The organism is Nitrospirota bacterium (assembly GCA_040757335.1).
Lineage (GTDB): Bacteria > Nitrospirota > Nitrospiria > 2-01-FULL-66-17 > 2-01-FULL-66-17 > JBFLXB01.
The window spans coordinates 1-21924 of the sequence record JBFLXB010000033.1 but is presented as its reverse complement, the minus strand read 5'-3'; the positions used below and the strand labels follow the sequence as shown (position 1 = coordinate 21924).

Here is a 21924-nt window from a genome sequence, read left to right as displayed (position 1 = left end):
CAAGGCGGAAGCCCTCACTGGCGCTACGGGCGTCCTGAGCCCGACCGATCACTGAACGACAACGGGGATTGAGGAATTAGTCGTAGTCCCGTTTCCCAGCTGCCCGTAGTTGTTGAAACCCCAACAACGCGCCGTGCCATCAGAGAGACGCGAGCATGTGCCGTGACCGCCAGCCGACATGCCCGTGGCTGTATTGATCCCGCTGACCGTTACAGGCGTTGTAGCGTTGGTTGTTGTCCCGTTACCCAGTTGGCCAAACGAATTATATCCCCAGCAGCGGACTGTACTATCTGCGAGGATCGCACACGTGTGGCTGCCGCCACCAGAAATCGCCGAAGCGGTACTGATACCGCTGACTGTCACAGGTGTGGTGGCATCGGACATGGTTCCGTTGCCCAATTGACCATACTGGTTACGCCCCCAGCAACGGACCGTGCTGTTCGAAAGGCGAGCGCACGTATGACCACCGCCAGCTGCAACAGCCGTGGCCGAGCTAATCCCGCTAACTGTTACAGGAGTGGTCACGCTAATTGCCTTTGTCCCATTGCCTAGTTGACCCCATGGGTTATATCCCCAGCAGCGCACGCTGGCGGTTGAGAGTAACGCGCATGTGTGCGAGCCGTCTGCCGTAATGGCCAGCGCCGTGCCACCCAAATTACTAACTGAGACCGGTGTAGGTCTGTTCGTTGTGGTGCCGTCACCCAGTTGGCCGTAATTATTTTGTCCCCAGCAGCGGACCGTGCCACCTGAGAGTAAGGCACACGTGTGAAAGCTACCCGTAGCAATGGCGATTGCGGCGCCGCCTAGGTTGCTGACCGATACCGGCGTTAGTCGATGGGTGGTAGTCCCGTCACCCAGTTGCCCGGAATAGTTGTATCCCCAGCAACGGACTGTGCTATCAGAGAGGCGAGCGCATGTGTGTAGAGCGCCGGTGGAAACGGAGGTGGCTGTACTAATTCCACTGACTGGAACGCCGGTGGTTGAGTTGGTCGTCGTTCCGTTACCCAACCCTCCGTAAGCATTGTTTCCCCAGCAACGCAAAGCGCCGGAAATCACGCCGCAGGAATGATACCCGCCGGTATCAATACTCACCCCCGGCGGCGCCGGGGGAGGCGCAGGGAGCGTGGCAGCCGCCAGATCTACCCGAATCATTGGCTTGACGATTCCATTCCTTGTATCAAGTATCGGGGTTCCGGTACTGGTTAGGGTTGTGAGTAATTCGCTGACTGATGCATTCGCTTTTTTAGACTTCAAAATAGCCCACGCGCCAGCCACATGGGGGGCGGCCATGGATGTGCCAGACAATAACTCGAACCCTCCTGCCGGAATAGAACTCTGTATCCCGCCGCCGCCGTATGGATACGTCGGATTCCCATCGCCCCCCGGGGCTAACAAAGACAGCCAACTCGCGCTATTTGAGAAATGAGAAATTGTCGAGAGCCCAGTGACCGATCCGACACTAACAGCCGTCGAAATACAGGCTGGGGTCGGTAGTTGTGTAAGAGTTGCATCGTTGCCTGAAGAAACAACGGTGGCAATTCCCACAGATCGAAGCGTGTCAATTATAGACTTCGTAGAGGTATTGGCGCTGTCACATCCGCTGGAACTCGAATAGTATGGCGCTCCTCCCAAGCTCATATTCACAGCCGCGATTGCATAGGTATTCCGCAGGTCGTAGACGCGTTGAAGGCCCCGAATGTAGTCGGACGTGTAGGTTCTGGCACAGGGAATCGGCTCCAGACCGCAGACATTGATGGAGTCGTGACGAGAAAAGACCTGAATCGCAATCAGAGTTGCATCCTTAGCGACCCCAGAAAAAGGTGTGCCGGTGTATTCTCTTCCCGCTGCTATTCCTGCGACATGCGTACCATGTTGGCACCCTGTGATGAACAGCGGACAATTCACTCCGGAGCCCGTTCCAATTTGTTGAGTAGCGCCATTCGGACACAAGGACAACACGGAATTGATTGGGTCTGACGTAGAGTAGCAAGCTTCAGAAACCACCCTCCCTGCGAGAAACGGATGGGTCCTATCAACACCGGTATCTAGAATGGCAATCGTCTGTCCTGCGCCAGAAAACCCTGTGTTCCAAACGGCGTTCGCTCCTATCATCGGAACGCTTATGGGAAGATTTGGAGCGGCAAGAGCGTCTTCCTCTACGCCAGTTATCTCTGGATCCGCAAGAATAGCTTCCAACCCGTCCGCGTCGACTTGAATCGCCATGTAGGGAATGGCCTCAAAGGGCTTGACCTGTCGCGTGTCATGTGCTTTCAGCCTATTCAGGAGAGACTGCTGGGCACGGGAAATGGAACTACGCTGTGTTTGTGCCTGCTCATAGTCCAATTCCCCTTCGAGGCGGAATTCGTTGTCGATCTTTGTGCCGACAATAATGCGGACAGCACCTTCCTGTCGTGCCTTCGCCCTAAGCTTCTGATGTAATGCTGCTTTTTGATTCGTGACGGACTGATCTGGCTCAGGGAGTGTTTCCCCATATGCGCTACCGTAAGCCCAGAATGCGATTAACAGACACCGCACCGCATGTGTTGTGAGTTGAGTTGAGTTGAGTTGAGTTGAGTCATATTCGCCCCCGGTTAGAGTGGTCATCGTCATAAGACCCAGTCCCAGACCAATTGACCCAGCTTGAGGTTGTTACGACCAGAAGCCTAATATTGTTGACGACCCACGAAGAGACTACTAGCTGTCTGACACATTCTCGACGAGACTGCCAAAGGAGTGCACCGCCCGGCCGAAAGCTGATTCGGCCGGGCGGCTGTGGGCCATGCTCTTACTGGTCAGAGGTTTAAAGGAAGCCGCTGCACGGAATGGCGCTCGGGTTGGTCAAGAAGTTCACCGTCTCCCCATTCACGATAAGGGTTCCACTCGTCGGCGTTCCGTCCCCGTTGTCGGGAAACACGAGTGGATCGGTCGGAACCGTGCTGATGGTGAGGGGAAACGCCCCATCGGTGCAGATCGTATCGATGGTGATGTCCCCGGCGATCGTGGCTTCCACTTGGGTGGCGCTCCCCACGAAACTGACGTTGAGGGAGCTCGACCCGAAATCGATCGTGGTGGTCTCGCCCTGAAACTCCGTGCTCACCTGACCAGTAGCAACGACATCCGCCGAGACGATCCCACAGGTTCCGCCATCTCCGGTCGGATCTGATTGATAAGGGGGATCAGGATACCCATCGTACCGTGGGTTCGTAATAGCGATGCCTATGTTCGTGAGTGTCAGAACCTGACCGTCGACTGTGACCGTAGTGCCATTGGTGACAGTGCCCGTCAATGAGTTGGGTACGTCGTGATTAAAGTCGGGCGGCTCATCGGTATCCTCGGTACACGTCCGCACGCTCGGAATAGTGATAGTCGCTCCGCCATTAACCGTGTACGGGCCATCCTGGCAGGCGCTGAAGGTCACGCCCAAGTTAGCCGGCAGTGTCGATGTATCCCCGCTGATCGTCATGCTGCCGGTGCCACACTGGATCGAACTCAGCTCCGGAAACACCCCGAGTACGACACTTGGCGAGGCGGCCTGCGGAGACGGCTTCGTCGAAGCTAGCGCTGCGTCGTTCAACACCAAGGCCACAGCATTCACGGCCCCAGCGGCAGCTGTAGACGTCATGACTCCCATGCCGGTAGGAACCGGGTCCCCTGCCGCTGCGGCAATAATATCGTCTTCGTTACACGACACTGATCCCAGCGCCGTCACTAGAAGCAATGCGAGATAGCCTCGGTACCACATTTCATCTCCTCCGGTGAATAGGTTGGACGTCTTGTGGCTCTGGACGGGAAGCCACTGTTGATCAACGGGTATTGGATGGTCGGAACCAAGAAAGACGGGCTGCACTTCATCGGAACCTCAACCGAAGAAGAGACTCCACGACCTCTCCTCGCGACGAACGGCAGGAGGTTCGTGGTTACTGCATGAGAATGGCCTGACTTGACGGCTGATCTGTGGGGAGGTCGCCGTCAATGAACACTAAAAGGAGCGTATAAATAGCAGATACGATGCAGGACCGTCAAGAAAAAACCTTGACGCGTACAAGAAATTTTGGAGTAGAGGTCCGGTGCGGGGCCGCATCACGACAGGGTTTAGGCGTAATGGGTGGAAATCCAGGTCGCGTCGGAGTAGAGTGTACGTCTATGCATCTATACGTCTATACATCAATCGATGTGGTCTGAAGGAGGTCATAGCTCATTATGGTTACGTTCTCATGAAGCCGTTTAAACCCCCGCGGCGCGGGGGCCCACGGCATGGACCGCCTCATCACCGCCCAAAGCCGTCGGGTCGTTCCTACGACACGGGCGGAAGCAGTCGGCCGCCAAGCTACCAGAAGTCTTCGAATGCGGCGTTGATCGATCCGTTCCAACTCTTTTGCGCCTACCACCTGGGAATCGGCCCGGACAAACGGTACGCGCCCGCCAATATCCACGACGTGGCCCGAAGATTCGGCGTGGACGCCGGCGTGATTCGCCAGGTGCTCCAGGAGCACAGTATGGACGCCGAGACCGTGATGAACACGGACTTCGATCTGGCCATGGCCCAGATCGATATCCAGGTCGCGCCCGAGGGCGTGGATCGAGTCGAACTCGCCAAAGCGATCTACCAGGAGTTCCGCGCCGCCCCGCGCAAACCGCGGGATTGGCGACGTCTGCTGGAAGAAGATGCGCGAGAGAATGCGAAGATCTTCGGGCGTCGCGATTAACCGGCTGCTGAAAAAGCCCAGCTGCTGCGTAAAGTCTGAGGGGAGCCTCGGCCGCCTCACCGTCTCGGCGGCGCTCGTAACTTGGCGCCACTTCTTCGTGGCGCCACTCGCCTCACGTACGAACCAGTACGCTGCGGTTTCCTCCTTCCTGCGGCCTTGCATCTGAGCGTTTTGAGCAGCCGACAACCCTCGTAGCCTTTGCACGGGCCACGCCATGTCACCCACCCGTCGCACATTTCTTCAGTGGGGCGGGGTCGTGTCGCCCATGTTCGCAGCGAATCCGTTCGGCGTCTTTCGGTCGTTGATCGGTCCGAAGGGTGACGAGCGGCCGGCCAAAGCGGTGCCGCCCAATCCCTTTGTGCGCGACGGGAAGACCCTGGTGTCGATCGTGAACGGGACCGACGTCCCAGGCATGGTCGCCGAGGCCGTGGGTCTGATCGGCGGGGTGGATCGGCTGACCGTGCGCGGCAAGACGGTTCTGGTCAAGCCCAACGTGGTAGCCTCTGAGCCGCCGCCGACCACCACCAACCCCGCGGTGGTGGCGGCGGTGGTGCGGATGCTGGTCGAGGCCGGGGCCGGGCGCGTGATCGTGGGCGAGATGTCGGGCGTGATCCGCCTCCCCACCGATCGCAATCTCGAGGAAACGGGGGTGGCCAAAGCGTCGCGCGAGGCGGGCGCCGAGGTCATTACGTTCGACGATGGGGAGTGGATCGAGGTCAAGCCGCCCCAGGCCCAACTGGTGGACCGCCTTCACGTGGCCAAGCCTGTCTACGAGGCGGACCTGGTGGTCAATGTGCCGGTGGTCAAGACCCACTCGTACGCCACCTACTCGATCTGCCTCAAGAACCTGGTCGGCGTCACCCATCCGCGCTACCGTCCCTATCGCGTCAATCCCACAAAATGGGAGGAACTGGTCGCGGAGATGAACCTGGCCGCCCACCCGGTGCTCAATGTGGTCGACGCCACGAAGTGCATGATCGCGGGCGGCCCGCTGGGCGGCACCTCCACGGAGACGAACCTCATTCTGGCCAGCGGCGACCGCGTGGCCGCTGACGTGGTGGGGCTTGCACTGATCGCACATTTCGGCCAGTGGGAGAAGGTCGCGTCGATTGGGGTTTGGCAGCAGCGGCAGATCCGCCACGCTCAAGCCTTGGGCGTGGGTCTTGCGGACCCGAAGCAACTGGCCCTGGTATCGCGCGCCATCGGGCCGGATACCGGCGAGTTCGAACAACTGCTCGCCGACCTGAAGCGCCGAGTAGGGGTGTCGTGAGCTTTGGAATCACGTTGCTTCTGCCCCCCACGTCTGGTACACAGGTTGAAACACGAGGACCGGCCAATGAATCACCGCTCGGGTGACAACCCCACATCGTCTCCCATCCCGCGTTTTCTGATTCTGTGGGCCCTGAACACGCTGGGCCTGTGGGTGGCTGACTACGTGTTCGACGGCATGCGGTTCGACAGTACGGGGGCGCTGTGGGTTTCGGGCTTGCTCTTGGGGCTCGTAAACGCGGTGATCCGACCCGTGCTCATCCTGTTCACGCTGCCGTTGACCGTGTTCACGCTTGGTTTTTTTCTCTTGGTAATCAACGCGTTGATGGTCCTTCTGGTGGCCACGCTGGTGTCGGGCTTTTACGTGGCGGACTTCTGGACCGGATTTCTCGTGGCATTGTTCCTCTCCGTGTTCGGTTGGGGGACCAACCTGTTGCTCGGCCGGTATACCATTTCCGTGAGATCGACCTGATTCCGAAGCGCGTCGGACGATCCGTATGCTGACGCTGGTCATCGAAGTCCTGCTCGCGTTTATCACCATCCTGTCCGCCGGTCACGCCTTCCTCTACAAACGAGACCCCAAGGCCGCGTGGGGATGGGTGGCCGTGTGCCTGATGTTTCCCGGGGGCGGTGCCGCGCTCTATTGGTTGATGGGCGTGAACCGCATCAGGACTCGGGCGCGTACCTGGAAGGCCAAAGGCAAATTCGACCACCCGATCGCCCCGGCCGCCGCGCAGTGCGAGCCGCCGCCGGTCGCCGATCGGTCCATCGCCGCGCTCGTGAGAATCGGCGACACCGTCACCGGTCTTCCCTTACTGGACGGCAATCGGATCAGCATCCTGCACAACGGTGAGGCCGCGTATCCCGCGATGCAAGACGCCATTGCTCGGGCGCGCGACCGCCTGTACCTCTCGACCTACATCTTCCGGACCGACGCGATCGGCCGACAATTCATCGACGCGCTGGGCGCTGCGGCCGAGCGAGGGGTGGACGTGCGCGTGTTGATCGACGGCGTGGGGGAACTCTACACCTTCCCGTGGGCGAGCGCGTGGCTCCGACGCACCAAGGTCCGCGTGGCGCGGTTCCTTCCGCTCGTGCGCCGCGGCTTTCACTTCAACCTCCGCAACCACCGAAAACTTCTGGTCGTTGACGGTCGAGTGGGATTCACCGGGGGCATGAACATCGGCGAGCACCACCTGGCCGAGCAGCCGAACAACCCACATCGTGTCGTGGACCTGCAGGTGGGCGTGGAGGGACCGGTCGCGGCTCAGCTCGAAGAGGTGTTCCTGCGAGACTGGCACTTCGCAACCGGCGACGCGCCGGGCGACGCAGAGCGGACGAGCGTGACCCCGGGCCACGCGTGTTGCCGCGGCATCAGCGCGGGGCCCAATGAAGACTTCGAAAAGTTGTACTGGATCGTGTTGGGCGCGCTCGGCGCGGCCCGCTCGCACGTCCGCATCATGACCCCCTATTTCATCCCGGATCGCGCCCTGCTGGCCGCGCTGAACATGGCTGCGCTCCGGGGGGTGCGGGTGGATCTCGTGCTGCCCCAGCGCAACAACTTGCCTTACGTGGCGTGGGCCATGCGAGCTTTTCTCTGGGAGGTCCTCCAGTACGGCGCCCACGTGTACTACCAGCCCGGACCGTTCGTGCACAGCAAGTTGTTGGCCGTGGACGACGTGTATACCTTGGTGGGCTCAGCCAACCTGGACCCGCGCAGCCTGCGACTGAACTTTGAATTCAACCTGGAGATCTACGACCGCGAGGTGTCGGCCGCCCTTACCCGGCACTTCGACGAGACGCGCAATGGGTCTCGGGAAATCTCCCTGGCTGAAATGGACGGCCGCCCCCTGCCCGAACGCCTGCGCGACTCCGCGGCCAAGCTGTTCTCGCCTTATTTCTAAAGGCAAATCCCCCCTGCCCCCCTTTGTCAAAGGGGGGAGAACAAGCTTCGCTCCATGGCCGCGTTTCTTCCCGCCGTACTTCTAAAGCCAACGCTTGTGTCCCCCCCTTAGCTAAAGGAGGGCAGAAGAGATTTCTACACGCGGGGAAGTCTTTGCCGTACTTTGTACAAGACCTTTGCTTACCCCCCTTTGAAAAAGGGGGGGTGGGGGGATTTGCTGTTCAGGAGGCGGCCCGCTCTCTGAGAAACCGGGCCAGGAACTGCGCGGTATGGGATCTCGGGCGAGTCCTTGCGACCATTTCCGGCGGGCCTTGGGCGACCACGCGGCCGCCGGCGTCGCCGCCTTCCGGGCCGAGGTCGATGATCCAGTCGGCCTCGGCGATGACATCCAAATTGTGCTCGATGATGACGACCGTGTGCCCGGCAGACACCAGGCGGTGCAGGACCCGGATGAGCTTCTCGACATCGGCCATATGCAGGCCGATGGTAGGCTCGTCCAGGACGTAGAGCGTGTGCGAGTCGCCTGCCGAACGGCCGTTGTCCCGGTCGCGGGTTTTCGCGAGTTCGGTCACGAGCTTGATCCGTTGCGCTTCGCCGCCCGACAGCGTGGGGCTCTGCTGCCCGAGCGTAAGATACCCGAGCCCCACGTCCTGCAGCAGCCGGAGCGCGTGGTGGATGCGGCGGTGGACGATGAACAATGCGGCCGCCTCGTCCACGCTCATCGCCAACAGCTCGCCAATGGTCTTGTCCTGGTAGCGAACCGTCAAGGTCTCGGTGTTGAACCGAGCACCGCGGCAGACTTCGCAGCTCACCTTCACGTCGGGCAGGAAGCTCATCTCAATGGTCTTGAGCCCCTGGCCCTCGCACGCCTCGCACCGCCCGCCCGAGACATTGAAGGAAAAACGCGATGGCCCCCACCCGCGCATCCGCGCCTCGGGCGTGGCCGCGAAGAGCCGACGGATTTCGTCCCAAAACCCGACATAGGTCGCCGGGCAGGAGCGCGGCGTCTTGCCGATCGGCGTCTGGTCCACCTCCAGGACGCGACCAACCGCTTCCCACCCTCTGAGCTCTTGGCAACCCACCCACGCGAAGCTCGCCCGGCGCCGCGCATTGCCCGCCGTGAGCCGATACCGCAGGTTGTCGTGCAAGACATCCCGTATCAGGGTGCTCTTGCCGCTGCCGCTCACCCCGGTCACACAGACCAATCGCCCCAGCGGGACGCGGACCCGCAGGCCCTTGAGGTTGTTGCGTCTGGCGCCGACGATTTCGATCGCGGCACCACCGCGGCCAACCGATCGCCGCTCAACCACCGGGTGCTGCAGCGGGCTTTTCAGGAATCGACCCGTGATGGATTCGGGCTCCCGCATCACGGTGCGTACCGACCCTTGGGCCACGACCCGTCCGCCGTTCGCCCCGGCGCCAGGGCCCAGATCCACCACGTGTTCGGCACTGCGGATCGTGTCCTCGTCGTGCTCCACCACCACGACCGTGTTGCCTTTGGCTTCGAGCCGCTGGAGTGTAGCGAGCAAGCGGCGGTTGTCACGCGGGTGCAACCCGATCGTGGGTTCGTCCAGGATGTAGCACACGCCGCGCAAGTTGGAGCCCAGTTGCGAGGCCAACCGGATGCGCTGGGCCTCGCCACCCGAAAGCGTGGGCGCCGAGCGGTCGAGCGCCAGGTAGCCTAGACCGACCTCCTTGAGAAAGCTGAGGCGGCCGCGCAGTTCGGCCAGGATGTCGCGGCCGATCGCGACTTCGCGGCCCGAGAGCTTGAGGCGCCCCACGAACCGTCCGATCTGCTCGACCGACCACGCGGTCATCTCCGCGATGTTTTTGCCGCGAAAGCGCACGGCCAGGGCCTCGGGGTTCAGCCGGCGGCCGTCGCACGCGCGACACGGGGTCTCGCCGCCCTCCCACCACGCGTTCCACCACACCTCCTCCCCGCTCTGGTCCGCGTCAAATCCGCGCAGTTCCAGACCCGTGCCGTAGCAGCCCGGGCACCAGCCGTGTTTGGAATTGAAGGAAAAGAGCCGCGGGTCGAGCTCGGCAAAACTGCGGCCGCAACGCGGACAGGCGCGGCGGGTCGAAAACAGCGCCTCGCCCGGCGCGACCCGCACCACGCCCTTGCCGAACGCGAGCGCGCGCTCCAGCACCTCGCGCACCTGGCGCTCGGCCTTGGGGGTGACCGCCACCTCGCCGACGGGCAGTTCAATGTTGTGTTCCTTGAACCGGTCCAGGCGCGGCCACGGATCAGTGGGGAGCAACGCGCCGTCCACCCGAAGCTGCTTAAAGCCCTTGGCTCTGGCCCACTGCGCGAGATCCGTGTAGTACCCCTTGCGGCCGGTCACCAAGGGGGCGAGCACATGGATCACGTCGCCGCGATGCTGCCTGACGAGGCGGGCGAGAATGGCTTCGGCCGATTGCGGCTCGATCGCGGCGTCGCAGTCCGGGCAGTGGGGGGTGCCGAGTTTGACGAACAGCAGCCGGAGGAAATGGTAGAGCTCGGTCAACGTGGCCACCGTGCTCTTGCGCCCGCCGCGACTGGTGCGTTGCTCGATGGCCACGGTGGGCGGGATGCCGAAGATCGCGTCCACGTCGGGCCGGCCCGCGGGCTGCACGAACTGGCGCGCGTAGGCGTTGAGCGATTCGAGGTAGCGACGCTGACCTTCCGCAAAGAGGATGTCGAAGGCCACCGTGCTTTTGCCGCTGCCGCTCACGCCGGTGATGACCGTGAACCGGTCGCGCGGGATGCGGACGTCCACGTTCTTGAGGTTGTGTTCGCGGGCGTGGTGGATGCGGATCTCGTCTCGGGATACCTTGATCGGAGGATTGGGGCGCTCGGAGAGCCGCCCCCGAACGATGTGTCCGGGGGCTCGCAGCGCGGCCCCGGTGTGGCTCGTTTCACACGCCGCCACGTCACCGGGCGCGCCTTCGCACACGAGCCGCCCGCCTGCCTCGCCGCCTTCTGGGCCCAGGTCGATGACCCAGTCCGCGGCCCGAATCACGTCCAGGTGGTGCTCGATCACGACCACGGAGTGGCCTTCGGCGATCAGCCGTCTCAGGGCGGCCAGCAGCTTGGCGATGTCGTCGAAGTGCAGGCCGGTGGTGGGCTCGTCGAACAGGAACAAGGTCCGGGTCCTTGATCGTTCTTGACGATGCTCGGCCAGATGGCCGGCCAACTTGAGCCGTTGCGCTTCCCCGCCCGAGAGCGTGGGCGTGGGTTGGCCCAGCCGCAGATAGTCGAGGCCTACCGCGACCAAGGGCTCCAGCGCTCGCTGCACCTCGGCCGATCCCGCGAAAAACGCGAGCGCCTCGGACACGGTCATGTCGAGCACGTCCGCGATCGACCTGGGCGCGCCCTCGCGGCCCGTGGGCCATACGGTCACCTCCAGCACCTCGGATCGGTAGCGCCGACCGTCGCAGTCCGGGCAACGCAGGTACACGTCGCTCAGAAACTGCATCTCCACGCGCTCGAACCCGTTCCCCCCGCAGACGGGACACCGGCCCGTGCCCGCGTTGAAACTGAAGGTCGACGGCCGGTACCCGCGCTCACGAGCCAGGGGCTCTGCGGCGAACAGATCGCGGATCGCGGCGAACGCGCCCACGTAGCTGGCGGGGTTCGAGCGCGTGGTCTTCCCGATAGGCGATTGATCCACCAACACCGTGTCGGTGATTTGCTCGTGCCCGCGGATCGCGCGATGCGCCCCGGGCGGCTCGGTGGGCAGACCTTTGAGCTTTCGCAGCGCCCGGTAGAGCACGTCTTGCAGCAGCGTGGACTTGCCCGACCCGCTCACGCCCGTGAGGCAGACGAACCGGTTGAGTGGGATACGTACGTTCAGATCTTTGAGGTTGTTCTCCCGCGCACCCACTATTTCGATCCTCCCTTTTTCAAAGGGGGGCAAGGGGGGATTTTCCGAACCGGCCGGAGCCGCCACGGTTTTCTGTCCGGAGAGGTACTGCGCCGTCAGCGAGCGGGGGGACTTCAGCAATCCGGAAGGACGACCGAAATACACGACCTGCCCGCCGCGTTCGCCCGGCCCGGGTCCCAAGTCCAAGATCCGATCGGCCGCCAGCATCACCTGTGCGTCGTGTTCGACCACGAGCAGCGAGTTGCCCGCGTCGCGAAGCCGGTGGAGCACGCCGATCACGCGCCCCATGTCGCGGCTGTGCAGCCCGATGCTGGGCTCGTCCAGCACAAACAATGTGTTGACCAGCGACGTGCCCAGCGCGGTGGTGAGATTGATGCGCTGGACCTCGCCGCCCGACAGCGTGCGCGACTGGCGATCCAGCGTGAGGTAGCCGAGCCCCACGTCGACCAGGTAACGCAGCCGCGAGCGGATTTCGGTCAGCAGCAGATCCGTGGCCTCGTCCAACGGCGGCGGGAGGTGCAGCTCGTTGAAAAATTCCGAGCAGCGGGCCAGGGGCAGCAACATGACGTCGTGGATCGTGAGGCCCGGCAGGTCGCTGAATCGCTCATCTGAAACCGCGAGGCCCAAATCCCCCGCATCCCCCCTTTGACAAAGGGGGGCAAGGGGGGATTTCCTAATGGGGGCCTGATTGTCTTCGCTCGTTCCCAGCCGCCAGAGCAATGAGTCGGGCTTGAGCCGCGCCCCGCGGCAGGCCGGGCACAGCGTGTACGCGCGGTACTTGGAGAGCAGCACGCGGATGTGCATCTTGTAGCTCTTGGTCTCCAGCCACGCGAAGAAGCGCCGCACGCCGTACCACTTGCCGTCTTCCCACGCGCCCTCGCCCTCCAGCACCCAGGCCCGCTGGTCCGGCGACAGCTCGCGCCACGGCAGCGCGGTCGGAATCCCGCGACGCCGGGCGAACCGCATCACATCGTCCTGGCACTCGGCATAACTCTCGCTCTGCCAGGGTTTGACCGCGCCGTCGGCCAGGGATTTGGTCTCGTCCGGAATCACCAAGCCGATGTCGAGGCCGATGACCCGGCCGAATCCGCGACAGGTCTCGCACGCGCCGATCGGAGAGTTGAACGAAAACGCGTTGGGTATGGGATCGCGGTACTCCATGTCGCAGTCCGGGCAATGTAAGGACGACGAGAACCGCCAAGCCGCGCCGGCGTGGCCCTGAGGATCCAAGGGGTAGACGTTCACCCGTCCGTGGCCGTGGCTGAGCGCAGCCTCGATCGCTTCGACGATGCGGCCGCGCTGACCCCGGGCGATCCGCACCCGGTCCGCCATGACCTCCAAAGACCGGCCTTCTTCGCGGTGGATACGCGTGTAGCCCTGCGCAGCCAGCAGGTCTCTGACCTCGGTGGGGGTGAAGTTGTCGGGCACGCGCACCGGAAACGTGATCACGGCGTCGGCATCCCGCGGGGCCTTGGCGCTCAACGACTCGAAGATGCTGTCCGGAGTATCTCGCGCAACGGCCCGGCCGCAGCCTCGGCAAAAGAGCCGCGCCGCGCGCGCAAAGAGCAGCTTCAGGTGGTCGTTGAGCTCGGTCATAGTCCCGACCGTGGAACGCGAGGTCCGCACCGGGTTGGTCTGGTCGATCGCAATGGCCGGCGGGATGCCGTCGATGCGGTCGGCGCGGGGTTTGTCCATGCGATCGAGGAACTGCCGCGCGTAGGGCGAGAACGTCTCGACGTAGCGGCGCTGCCCCTCGGCGTAGACCGTGTCGAACGCGAGCGAGGACTTGCCCGACCCGCTCACCCCGGTGACCACGATCAATTCACCCAACGGGAGCCGGAGGTCGAGGTTCTTGAGGTTGTGTTGCTTGGCGCCTCGAATATCGATAAAGCCGCTGCTCATGGTGCGTGCACACGTCTTAAGGGAGCACGCTCGGTGATGTCAACTCGCCCTGCGCTTGAATATCCGTTCATGACCATGTTACGTTGACGCCCACTTCAGGTCGTCAGAAACCTATCCACGAGGGAGGGGTGCCATGAACCACGTTATGATGCACGTCGTTCGGTCGGTGGGGATCGTCACGCTGGTGTTCGGTCTGACAACGGCCGCTGTCGCTGATGAAGGCCACAAAAAGGTCAAGGACGGCATTGCGGGGATGTCCCAAGACGCGCTGGTCAAGCTGGCGATCAGCGCCGCCCCGCCGCACATTGCCAAGGACGCCACGGTCATGGTGCCTGGTGCAGACGGGAAAATGGTCGAAGCCAAGAAGGGCACCAACGGCTTCACCTGTATCCCCACCGTCAATCACCGGGAAACGCCCGATCCCATGTGCATGGACGCCGCGGTGGGCCAATGGGTGGACAGCCTGGTCAACAAGGCGCCCAAACCCACCAACACCGAACCGGGCATTTCCTACATGGCGCGCGGCGGATTCCACTGGGAGAGGGATGGCAAGATACTGATGGAAGAGGAACCCGGAGCGAAACTGGTCAAAGAACCGCCGCACTGGATGGTCATGTGGCCGTTCGACTCCAAGACCAGCGGTCTGGCCACCATGCCGAACCCGTCGGGCGTGTACATCATGTTCGACGGTACGCCCTACGCGCACCTGATGGTCGAACAAGACCCGGCGAAGATCAAACCGTAGAAAAGGCTAAAACAAATCCCCCCATCCCCCCTTTGCCAAAGGGGGGTACAAGGGGAGGAGCTTTCGCGCTAAAACGGAGGCCTTGCGACCCACCTTAGTAAAGAAGGGAAACGCCTCGAGTCCTGAGTGCGCTCCTCCCCCCCTTTGACAAAGGGGGGCAAGGGGGGATTTGCCTTTCGTCCTACGTCGCCAGCGCGGATTCTTTCAGCGCTTCAATCCGGTCGCGTAGTTGCGCGGCGGTTTCGAAATCCAACCGTTTCGCTGCGTCTTTCATCTGGCGTTCCAGGGTCTTGAGCAGCGCGGGCAGCTCATCGGGAGGGACATACGGGGCCGTGGGCTCCGCGGCGATCGGGACCGTCACGTAGTCAGCCTCGCTGACTTCGTAGAGGGTGCGCGGGATCTCCTTCTGAATCGAGGTGGGAGTCACGTCGTGCTCGCGGTTGTAGGCCTCCTGGGTGGTGCGGCGGCGTGTGGTCTCGTCGATCGCCCATTTCATCGACCCGGTCATCGCGTCCGCGAACATGATGACGCGGCCGTTGACGTGGCGCGCGGCGCGGCCAGCGGTCTGGACCAGGGACGTGCGCGAGCGCAGGTAGCCCTCCTTGTCCGCGTCCAGGATGGCCACCAATGACACTTCCGGGATGTCCAACCCTTCGCGCAACAGGTTGATCCCGACCAGCACGTCGAACTTGCCCAGGCGCAGCTCGCGGATGATCTCCATCCGTTCGAGGGTGTCCACCTCCGAGTGCAGGTATCGGACGCGGATGCCCACGTCGCGATAGTAGTCGGTCAAATCCTCGGCCATGCGTTTGGTCAGCGTGGTGACCAGCACGCGCTCGCGGCGTTCGACGCGCTGCTTGATCTCGCCCAAGAGATTGTCCACCTGGCCCGTGGCCGGCCGGACTTCGATCTGGGGATCGAGCAACCCGGTGGGCCGGATCAACTGCTCCACCACCTTGCCGCGGGTCTTCTCCAGCTCGTAGGTCCCGGGCGTGGCCGAGACGTACATGATCTGATTGAGGAGCCGCTCGAACTCCGCGAACATGAGCGGGCGGTTGTCGAAGGCCGAGGGCAGGCGAAACCCGTATTCCACCAGGTTCTTCTTGCGCGAGCGGTCGCCCTCGTACATGCCGCCGACCTGCGGAATCGTCACGTGGCTTTCATCCACGATCAGCAGAAAGTCCTTGGGGAAGTAGTCGATCAGGGTGGGCGGCGGCTCGCCGGGGGCGCGGCCCGAGAGGTGGCGCGAGTAGTTCTCGATCCCCTGGCAGAATCCGATTTCGCGGATCATTTCCAGGTCAAAGTGCGTGCGCTGCTCGATGCGCTGGGCTTCGATCAGTTGATTGCGTTGCTTGAAGTACGCGATGCGCTCAGCCAGCTCGGTTTCGATCCCGGCCAGGGCGCGGTCCAACCGGTCCGGCGGGATCACGTAGTGGCTGCCGGGGTAGATCGGCGCCTTGGTCACCTGGCGCAAGACCCGGCCGGTCAGGGGGTCGAGCTCGGACAGGGCTTCGATCTGATCGCCCCACAGCTCGATGCGGATCGAGTGCGCCTCGGCCGCGGCCGGGAACACGTCGATCACGTCGCCGCGCACGCGGAAGGTCCCGCGGTGAAAGTCCACGTCGTTGCGCTCGTACTGGATCTCCACCAGCCGGCTCAGGAGCTCCTCCCGGCTGATCCGCATGCCGGTCTCGAGCGGGATCAACATCCCGTGGTAGGCTTCGGGCGAGCCCAATCCGTAGATACACGACACCGACGCCACGATCACCACGTCGTTGCGCTCGAACAACGAGCTGGTGGCCGCGTGCCGCATCCGGTCGATGGCGTCGTTGATCTTGGTGTCTTTCTCGATGTACGTGTCGGTCTGCGGCAGGTACGCCTCGGGCTGGTAATAATCGTAGTAGCTGACAAAGTACCCCACCGCGTTCTCGGGGAAGAACGTTTTGAATTCATGGTAGAGCTGGGCGGCCAGGGTCTTGTTGTGCACGAGCACCAGGGTCGGCCGGTTGAGCCGGGCGATCACGTTGGCCATGGTAAAGGTCTTGCCCGACCCCGTGACGCCCAGGAGGACCTCGTGGCGCGACCCGTCCTGGAATCGCTCGGCCAGGGCGTTGATCGCCGCGGTCTGGTCGCCTTTGGGTGAAAAATCTGAAACGAGTTTGAAAGGATTTCCGTTGATGGGCGGTCGGTCCAGCATGCGGCATTGTACCACGGGTGATCCAGACGGCCTTCGTTGCCCGCAAATCAAGGCTGAGCTTGACTTCGCGAGCAATCGGGGCGTATAGATGGACCATTGAGAACGTGCAGTCCCGCCACGCGTTCCCGTCTCGTTGGGGGTCTCGAAACACGGTATGAGTAGTGAATCGCTGACGTCCGGCCAGTGGAAGCCCCTTCAAGAGGGTCTGGCCAAGGCCATGGGCTTGGCCCTGCTCAGCTACGCCCCGACTCGCGCGGTGGACCTCAGCCGCACGGTCTGCGAACCCAGCCAAGACAATCCCATCTGCCGGTTGCTACAAGAGAAGTACGGCCAGCGGGCCCAGTGCGACGCGCATTGCGGCCGCCAGGTCGCCCAGGCATTGGCCACGGGACGCGGCGCCAGCTTTACCTGCCACGCGAGCCTGCACGCCTTTACCGTGCCGGTGACCGATGAGCAGGGCGTGCAGATGGTGTTGCTGGGCGGGAAAGCGTTCTCGACTTACGAAGACTTCTTTCAGTTCCGCGAAACCGCCCAACGCTATGGGATGGACGCGGCCACCCTATTGACCTTGGTCAAAGAGATCCAGTTCAAAGAGCCGCCGTTTCTGGAATCCGCGGCCGCGCTGGTGGACACGATCGCGCGCTCCCTGATCCGCAGCCTCACCTCGCGGGAACGCGAAGAAGCCACGGCCGCGCGGCTCATGACGCTCTTTTCCATCGGCGCGGAGCTGCGTAACCAGCTCGATCCGGCCTCGCTCTTTCGGCTGGTGCTCAGCACGGTCGGCGTGTTGTTCAACGCCAACACCGCCCTGATTCTGGCGGTGGACGCGAGCGGCCAGCGGTACGAGGTGATCGACGGCTTCGGCGTCAAGCGCGACGCGCTGCGGCGCTACGCTCCCCCGGTGCACAAGGGCCTCCTGGCCCGGTTTCGCGAGACGCGCGCCCACGTGTGGTGCGACGTGCACTTCGAACTGCTCCAGGCCGGGCTCCCGGCCGATGTCACGTCGGTCCATCTCTTCCCGTTGGCCAAAGACGGCCACATGGCGCTGGCCGTGATCGACACCCGGCTCGCAGGCGACGACGTGAAGGTCCTGAGCGCGTTCTGCGAATTGTTCGCGGTGATTCTGGAAAACGAGCGGCTGCGCTCGCAGGTCAAGGACCGCCAACAGGGGCTGGTCTCGCTCACCGAGCTCATGCGCAAATCAGTCTCCACGCTTGCGGTCAGTGACCTGTTCCAAGTTATCTTGGAACGCTCGACCGAATACGTGGAGGCCGAGCAGGGCTCGGTCATGTTGTTGGACGAAGACCGCAAGGAGCTGGTGGTGCAGGCCATCAAGGGCCTCAACCCCAAGATCCTGGAGAGCGTGCGCGTTCGCCCGGGCGAAGGCATCTCCGGGATGGTGTTCGCCGAGGGGAAACCCCTGCTAGTTGCGGACTTGGAAACCGACGTGCGCGTGCTGCGGGAAAAGCGGCCGCGGTACCGCACGCGCTCGTTCATCAGCCTGCCGCTGCGCTCCAACGGCGAGACCATCGGCGTGCTCAACGTGGCGGACAAGGCGAGCGGCGATCCGTTCACGCCGTACGACCTGGACCTTCTTACGTCCATCGCCACCTATACCACGGTGGCGATGCAGCGCTCCGAGTATTACCACCGCTCCGAGGAACTCAAGCGCATCTCGATCACGGATTCCCTCACCGGCCTGCTGAACCGGCGCTACTTTCAGGAACGGTTGGCCGAGGAGATCGAGCGCTTCAAGCGGCACAAGCTGCCGTTCTCGCTCATCATGATGGACATCGACGATTTCAAGCGACTCAACGACACCCACGGTCACGTGGTGGGCGACGACGCCCTGGCCACCACCGCGAAAGCCATTCGCAGTTCCATCCGCGCCATCGACGTGGCCGCGCGCTACGGCGGCGAGGAGTTCACCGTGATCCTGCCCCAGACCTCCAAGAAAGACGCCCGCACTATGGCGCTTCGTATCGGCCGCGCCGTGGCCCGCACCCCCATCGCCACCCCCAAAGGCGACACCGCCTACCTCACCCTGAGCCTCGGCGTGGCCAGCTTCCCCGACGACGCCCAAGCCCTCGAAGATTTACTGCGCCACGCGGACCAAGCCTTGTACGAGGCCAAACGCCGTGGGAAAAACCAGGCCGTGGTCTACGAGCACCCCGCGCCACCGCGGGGATCCTGAATCAACTACTCTTGTCACTATTCTAGGACGATTGCACCCCAAGATCGTCCAACGGACTCGGAACGCCCTGACCGCCTTGCTGCAGGATATGGGTGTAGATCATGGTGGTGGAGACATCGGTGTGCCCCAGCAGGTGCTGAATGGTCCGGATGTCGGTTCCGCGTTGAAGCAAGTGGGTGGCGAAGGAATGCCGAAAGGTATGCGCGCTGACCTGCTTGGTTAACCCGGCGCGGCGAACCGCCGTCTTGATGGCCTTGTTGACGACGCTGGGATCCACGTGGTGGCGACGGGTGACGCCGGAACGAGGGTCAACCGAGAGATTCCGGGCCGGGAAGACATACTGCCAGCCCCACTCTCTGGCCGCGGTCGGGTATTTCCGCGCCAGCGCATGGGGGAGATACGCCTCGCCGTGCCCGTGCGCCAGGTCCCGCTGATGCATCGTCTTGACGCCGGCCAAATGGTTCTGGAGTAAGGGCCCCAGAGTGGCGGAAAAGGTGGTCACGCGATCCTTGTCACCCTTACCGGAACGGACCGTGACTTGCTTCATCTGCACGTCGATATCCTTGACCCGGAGCCGGACCGCCTCCATGATCCGCAGGCCGCTCCCATAGAGGAGCTTGGCGACCAACTGGGCGGTTCCGTCCATGAGCGACAGCACGGCGCCGACTTCGTCGCGTGTCATGACCACGGGAACCGTGATCTTCTTGTCGGCACGAACAGCATCGATGCGGCCGTCTAGGGCCTGGTTAAGGACGCGCTTGTAAAGAAACACCAGGGCATTCATCGCCTGATTTTGAGTGGCGGGAGCGACGTTGCCCCGCACCGCCAAGTCTGTCAGAAACGCTTCGATCTTCGGTTCCGCGGGAACAAGGTCCTGGCGTGAGCGCATCCGGTGAAACCGGACAAACCGTAGGACCCAATCCACGTAGGATCGTTCGGTGTGAATGGAATAGTGGTGAAGCCGGAGAAATTTCCGAACTTCATCGAGGAGCTTGGGTTGTTGACTTCCCGTCAGGTCAGGCATAAGGTTGGAGCCGCGTGCTCTGAAACCGCGATAACGGCTATGGGCGAATTTGCCCGAAAACGCCTGCAATATCGCACTATCAGGGCGAATTAGCAAGTCAATCAATGGTTGGGCATCATTCAAAGGGTAGTGGCTTGCTTCCGGTATATAACCAAGCAACAGAGGGAGAACGGAAATGAAATGGATAGTTGGTTTGGGTATTGGGCTTGTTGTTCTTATCGGCGTGGTTGTCGGTGTTGGTGCGTTACTGCCAGAAAAGCATCGTGCCAGTGAGTCGTCCCGTTTTCGCGTCGGAGCCGAACAACTGTGGGAGATCATCACGAATTTTGGCGCTTACTCAACATGGCGTAGTGGCCTTAGTGGGGTCGAGCGTCTACCCGATATGAATGGACATCCCGTATGGAAAGAAACCGATTCCCACAATGAAGGCATTCCCTACGAAACGGTAGAGTCCGTGCCCAACAAACGCCTCGTGAGGCGAATTGCAGATCCAAACCTGCCTTTTGGCGGTACTTGGACGTTCGATCTTGAAACCACCCCAGAGGGCGTTACTCTCACTATTGTCGAAGACGGTGAGGTATACAACCCCATATTTCGTTTTGTCTCTCGGTTCATTATGGGTCACACCAAGAACATTCATGGTTACCTGAGCGATTTGCAAGCAAAGGTAGCGGGCAAAGCAAAATGATGCCCAACAAGCGCTTCGAGTCGGACTCGCTACGTCGGCGCTTCGCGCCGCCTCCGCTCGCCGCTCAAGCGCAGCGTTATGTGCTACCACTCATCGAGGGCGCATTAAATGAATAGCTTCACCGTCAACAAAAGCATTTATATCGACGCAAAACCTGAAGCAGTATTCGATGCGCTTACTTCTTCAGACGCTATTGTCAATTACTTCCCTGTCAAGAAGGTTACGTCTGAATGGAAACTGGGCGGTGAGGTGTTGTTGGACGGCGAGATCGACGGAAAGCCGTTCAGAGATCATGGAGTAATTGAGGCTTTGTCACGTCCCACACAATTCAAATATTCCTATTGGAGCGACAATCACGGCACGGAAAGAACCTTGGAGAATCATTTAGCGATCAGCTATCGTTTGTCACCACAACGAAACGGAACGCAACTGGACCTTGAGCACAGCAACCTAAGGTCCGAGCAAATGCTCGCAATCATGGAAACGGTCTGGGATTCTCTGCTAAACAGCCTCAGGAAATACGTTGAACATCGCACATAACAACGCCATCAACACGGACGTGCAAAAGCGCCGCTTCGCTCTGCTTTTGCACGCCGGTTATGGCGAACGTTAGCGCTCAACTTCACTGAGGAGGCACTGTGGGGCAACTTCTTAAGGCAGGGCTGAAGAAGGTTGGGGCTGGCCTCCTTTATGGCATTGGCTTTGGCGTGTCGGCGGGACTCATTATGAAATTCATCTTTGACTCGATGACGCCTTCTTTCGACCCTACACGAATTGATCAGGTGAGTGTTACAGGACACGAGGAGGTAAAGAGAGACGGGGAAGTATTCTTCCTCGGAACACTTGAGAACCACAATTCAGGTCCTGTGCGGATCGTGAAAATCCAAGTCGACTTGTTCGACAAGCAGGGGAAACTTGTCGATATATGCGAGGAACATGTTCGCGGCCCTCTCAAGCCGGCAGAGTCGGCGAATTTCAAAGTACCTTGTGGCTCTAAGGGAAAGCCTGTCGTTGAGCACGACAGCTACAAAATCCACCCTGTAGGGCTGCTGTGATCGCGCTAACAATTCACTCAACGCCGACCGGATGCCAGCGTGGCGGCTCGCTCCGCTCGTGTGGTCGGCGGCCGGCGGGTTAGTTCTGGCGTTAGGCGTTCAAAAATTATGACTCACTACGAATTCGAGCCCGGCAAGAAAAAGGGAAAAAATAAGTACAAAGGTTCATGGAGTGAAATTCCCTCCAATGCCATCTCTCTGCCGTACACAGCAGAATCAATGAACCTTGTTTTGTCGTGGGGCGCAAACGAGTGTGTGCCAGACTTAGTTGAGATTTGAGAAGCGGCTCCTGATGTGGTGAACTGGTGTCGCCGAAGACACCGAAACTCACACACAGGAGGAGCCGCAACATGAGGACAGTACCGAAGTTGGTGG

The 21924-nt window shown here is 61.7% G+C and carries 14 protein-coding genes; 9 read left to right on the top strand and 5 right to left on the bottom strand.

Annotation, left to right across the window (positions count from 1 at the left end; genetic code table 11):
• Window positions 1–48 precede the first annotated feature (48 nt).
• The gene (locus AB1451_14590; protein ID MEW6684124.1) at window positions 49–2112 is read right to left on the bottom strand and encodes a S8 family serine peptidase; all 2064 of its coding nucleotides are present in this window, start codon (window positions 2110–2112) and stop codon (window positions 49–51) included.
• A gap of 688 nt (window positions 2113–2800) precedes the next feature.
• The gene (locus tag AB1451_14585; protein ID MEW6684123.1) at window positions 2801–3742 is read right to left on the bottom strand and encodes a hypothetical protein; all 942 of its coding nucleotides are present in this window, start codon (window positions 3740–3742) and stop codon (window positions 2801–2803) included.
• A gap of 610 nt (window positions 3743–4352) precedes the next feature.
• On the opposite strand from AB1451_14585, the gene AB1451_14580 reads away from it, so the two are divergent.
• The 4 genes from AB1451_14580 to AB1451_14565 all read left to right on the top strand — a co-directional run bounded on the left by AB1451_14580 (window position 4353) and on the right by AB1451_14565 (window position 7879).
• Window positions 4353–4706, top strand: coding sequence for a hypothetical protein (locus tag AB1451_14580; GenBank protein MEW6684122.1), 354 nt, complete (start codon window positions 4353–4355; stop codon window positions 4704–4706).
• A gap of 214 nt (window positions 4707–4920) precedes the next feature.
• The gene (locus tag AB1451_14575; protein MEW6684121.1) at window positions 4921–5976 is read left to right on the top strand and encodes a DUF362 domain-containing protein; all 1056 of its coding nucleotides are present in this window, start codon (window positions 4921–4923) and stop codon (window positions 5974–5976) included.
• 66 nt (window positions 5977–6042) lie between these two features.
• Window positions 6043–6447, top strand: coding sequence for a phage holin family protein (locus tag AB1451_14570; protein ID MEW6684120.1), 405 nt, complete (start codon window positions 6043–6045; stop codon window positions 6445–6447).
• Window positions 6448–6472: 25 nt separating this feature from the next.
• Window positions 6473–7879 (top strand): phospholipase D-like domain-containing protein, encoded by a 1407-nt coding sequence (locus tag AB1451_14565; GenBank protein ID MEW6684119.1) that lies wholly within the window; start codon window positions 6473–6475, stop codon window positions 7877–7879.
• A gap of 220 nt (window positions 7880–8099) precedes the next feature.
• Here the strand turns inward: AB1451_14565 and uvrA are convergent, their stop codons facing one another.
• Window positions 8100–13646 carry an excinuclease ABC subunit UvrA gene (uvrA, locus tag AB1451_14560; GenBank protein MEW6684118.1) on the bottom strand — a complete coding sequence of 1849 codons (5547 nt, stop codon included), beginning with the start codon at window positions 13644–13646 and terminating at the stop codon, window positions 8100–8102.
• Between the two features lie 133 nt (window positions 13647–13779).
• Here uvrA and AB1451_14555 point away from each other — a divergent pair, with 133 nt between their 5' ends.
• Window positions 13780–14391 (top strand): hypothetical protein, encoded by a 612-nt coding sequence (locus tag AB1451_14555; GenBank protein MEW6684117.1) that lies wholly within the window; start codon window positions 13780–13782, stop codon window positions 14389–14391.
• Between the two features lie 181 nt (window positions 14392–14572).
• Here the strand turns inward: AB1451_14555 and uvrB are convergent, their stop codons facing one another.
• The gene (uvrB, locus tag AB1451_14550) at window positions 14573–16588 is read right to left on the bottom strand and encodes an excinuclease ABC subunit UvrB (GenBank protein MEW6684116.1); all 2016 of its coding nucleotides are present in this window, start codon (window positions 16586–16588) and stop codon (window positions 14573–14575) included.
• Window positions 16589–16742: 154 nt separating this feature from the next.
• On the opposite strand from uvrB, the gene AB1451_14545 reads away from it, so the two are divergent.
• Window positions 16743–18782, top strand: a complete 2040-nt coding sequence (locus AB1451_14545; protein ID MEW6684115.1) for a diguanylate cyclase — start codon at window positions 16743–16745, stop codon at window positions 18780–18782.
• Window positions 18783–18804: 22 nt separating this feature from the next.
• Here AB1451_14545 and AB1451_14540 read toward each other — a convergent pair whose 3' ends face one another.
• The gene (locus AB1451_14540) at window positions 18805–19806 is read right to left on the bottom strand and encodes an integron integrase (protein ID MEW6684114.1); all 1002 of its coding nucleotides are present in this window, start codon (window positions 19804–19806) and stop codon (window positions 18805–18807) included.
• 175 nt (window positions 19807–19981) lie between these two features.
• Between AB1451_14540 and AB1451_14535 the strand changes: the two genes are divergently transcribed.
• From AB1451_14535 to AB1451_14525, 3 genes are all read left to right on the top strand, one after another.
• Window positions 19982–20494, top strand: a complete 513-nt coding sequence (locus tag AB1451_14535) for an SRPBCC family protein (GenBank protein MEW6684113.1) — start codon at window positions 19982–19984, stop codon at window positions 20492–20494.
• Between the two features lie 108 nt (window positions 20495–20602).
• Window positions 20603–21034 carry an SRPBCC domain-containing protein gene (locus AB1451_14530; protein ID MEW6684112.1) on the top strand — a complete coding sequence of 144 codons (432 nt, stop codon included), beginning with the start codon at window positions 20603–20605 and terminating at the stop codon, window positions 21032–21034.
• Window positions 21035–21132: 98 nt separating this feature from the next.
• Window positions 21133–21549 (top strand): FxLYD domain-containing protein, encoded by a 417-nt coding sequence (locus AB1451_14525; protein ID MEW6684111.1) that lies wholly within the window; start codon window positions 21133–21135, stop codon window positions 21547–21549.
• The last annotated feature ends 375 nt before the right edge of the window (window positions 21550–21924 follow it).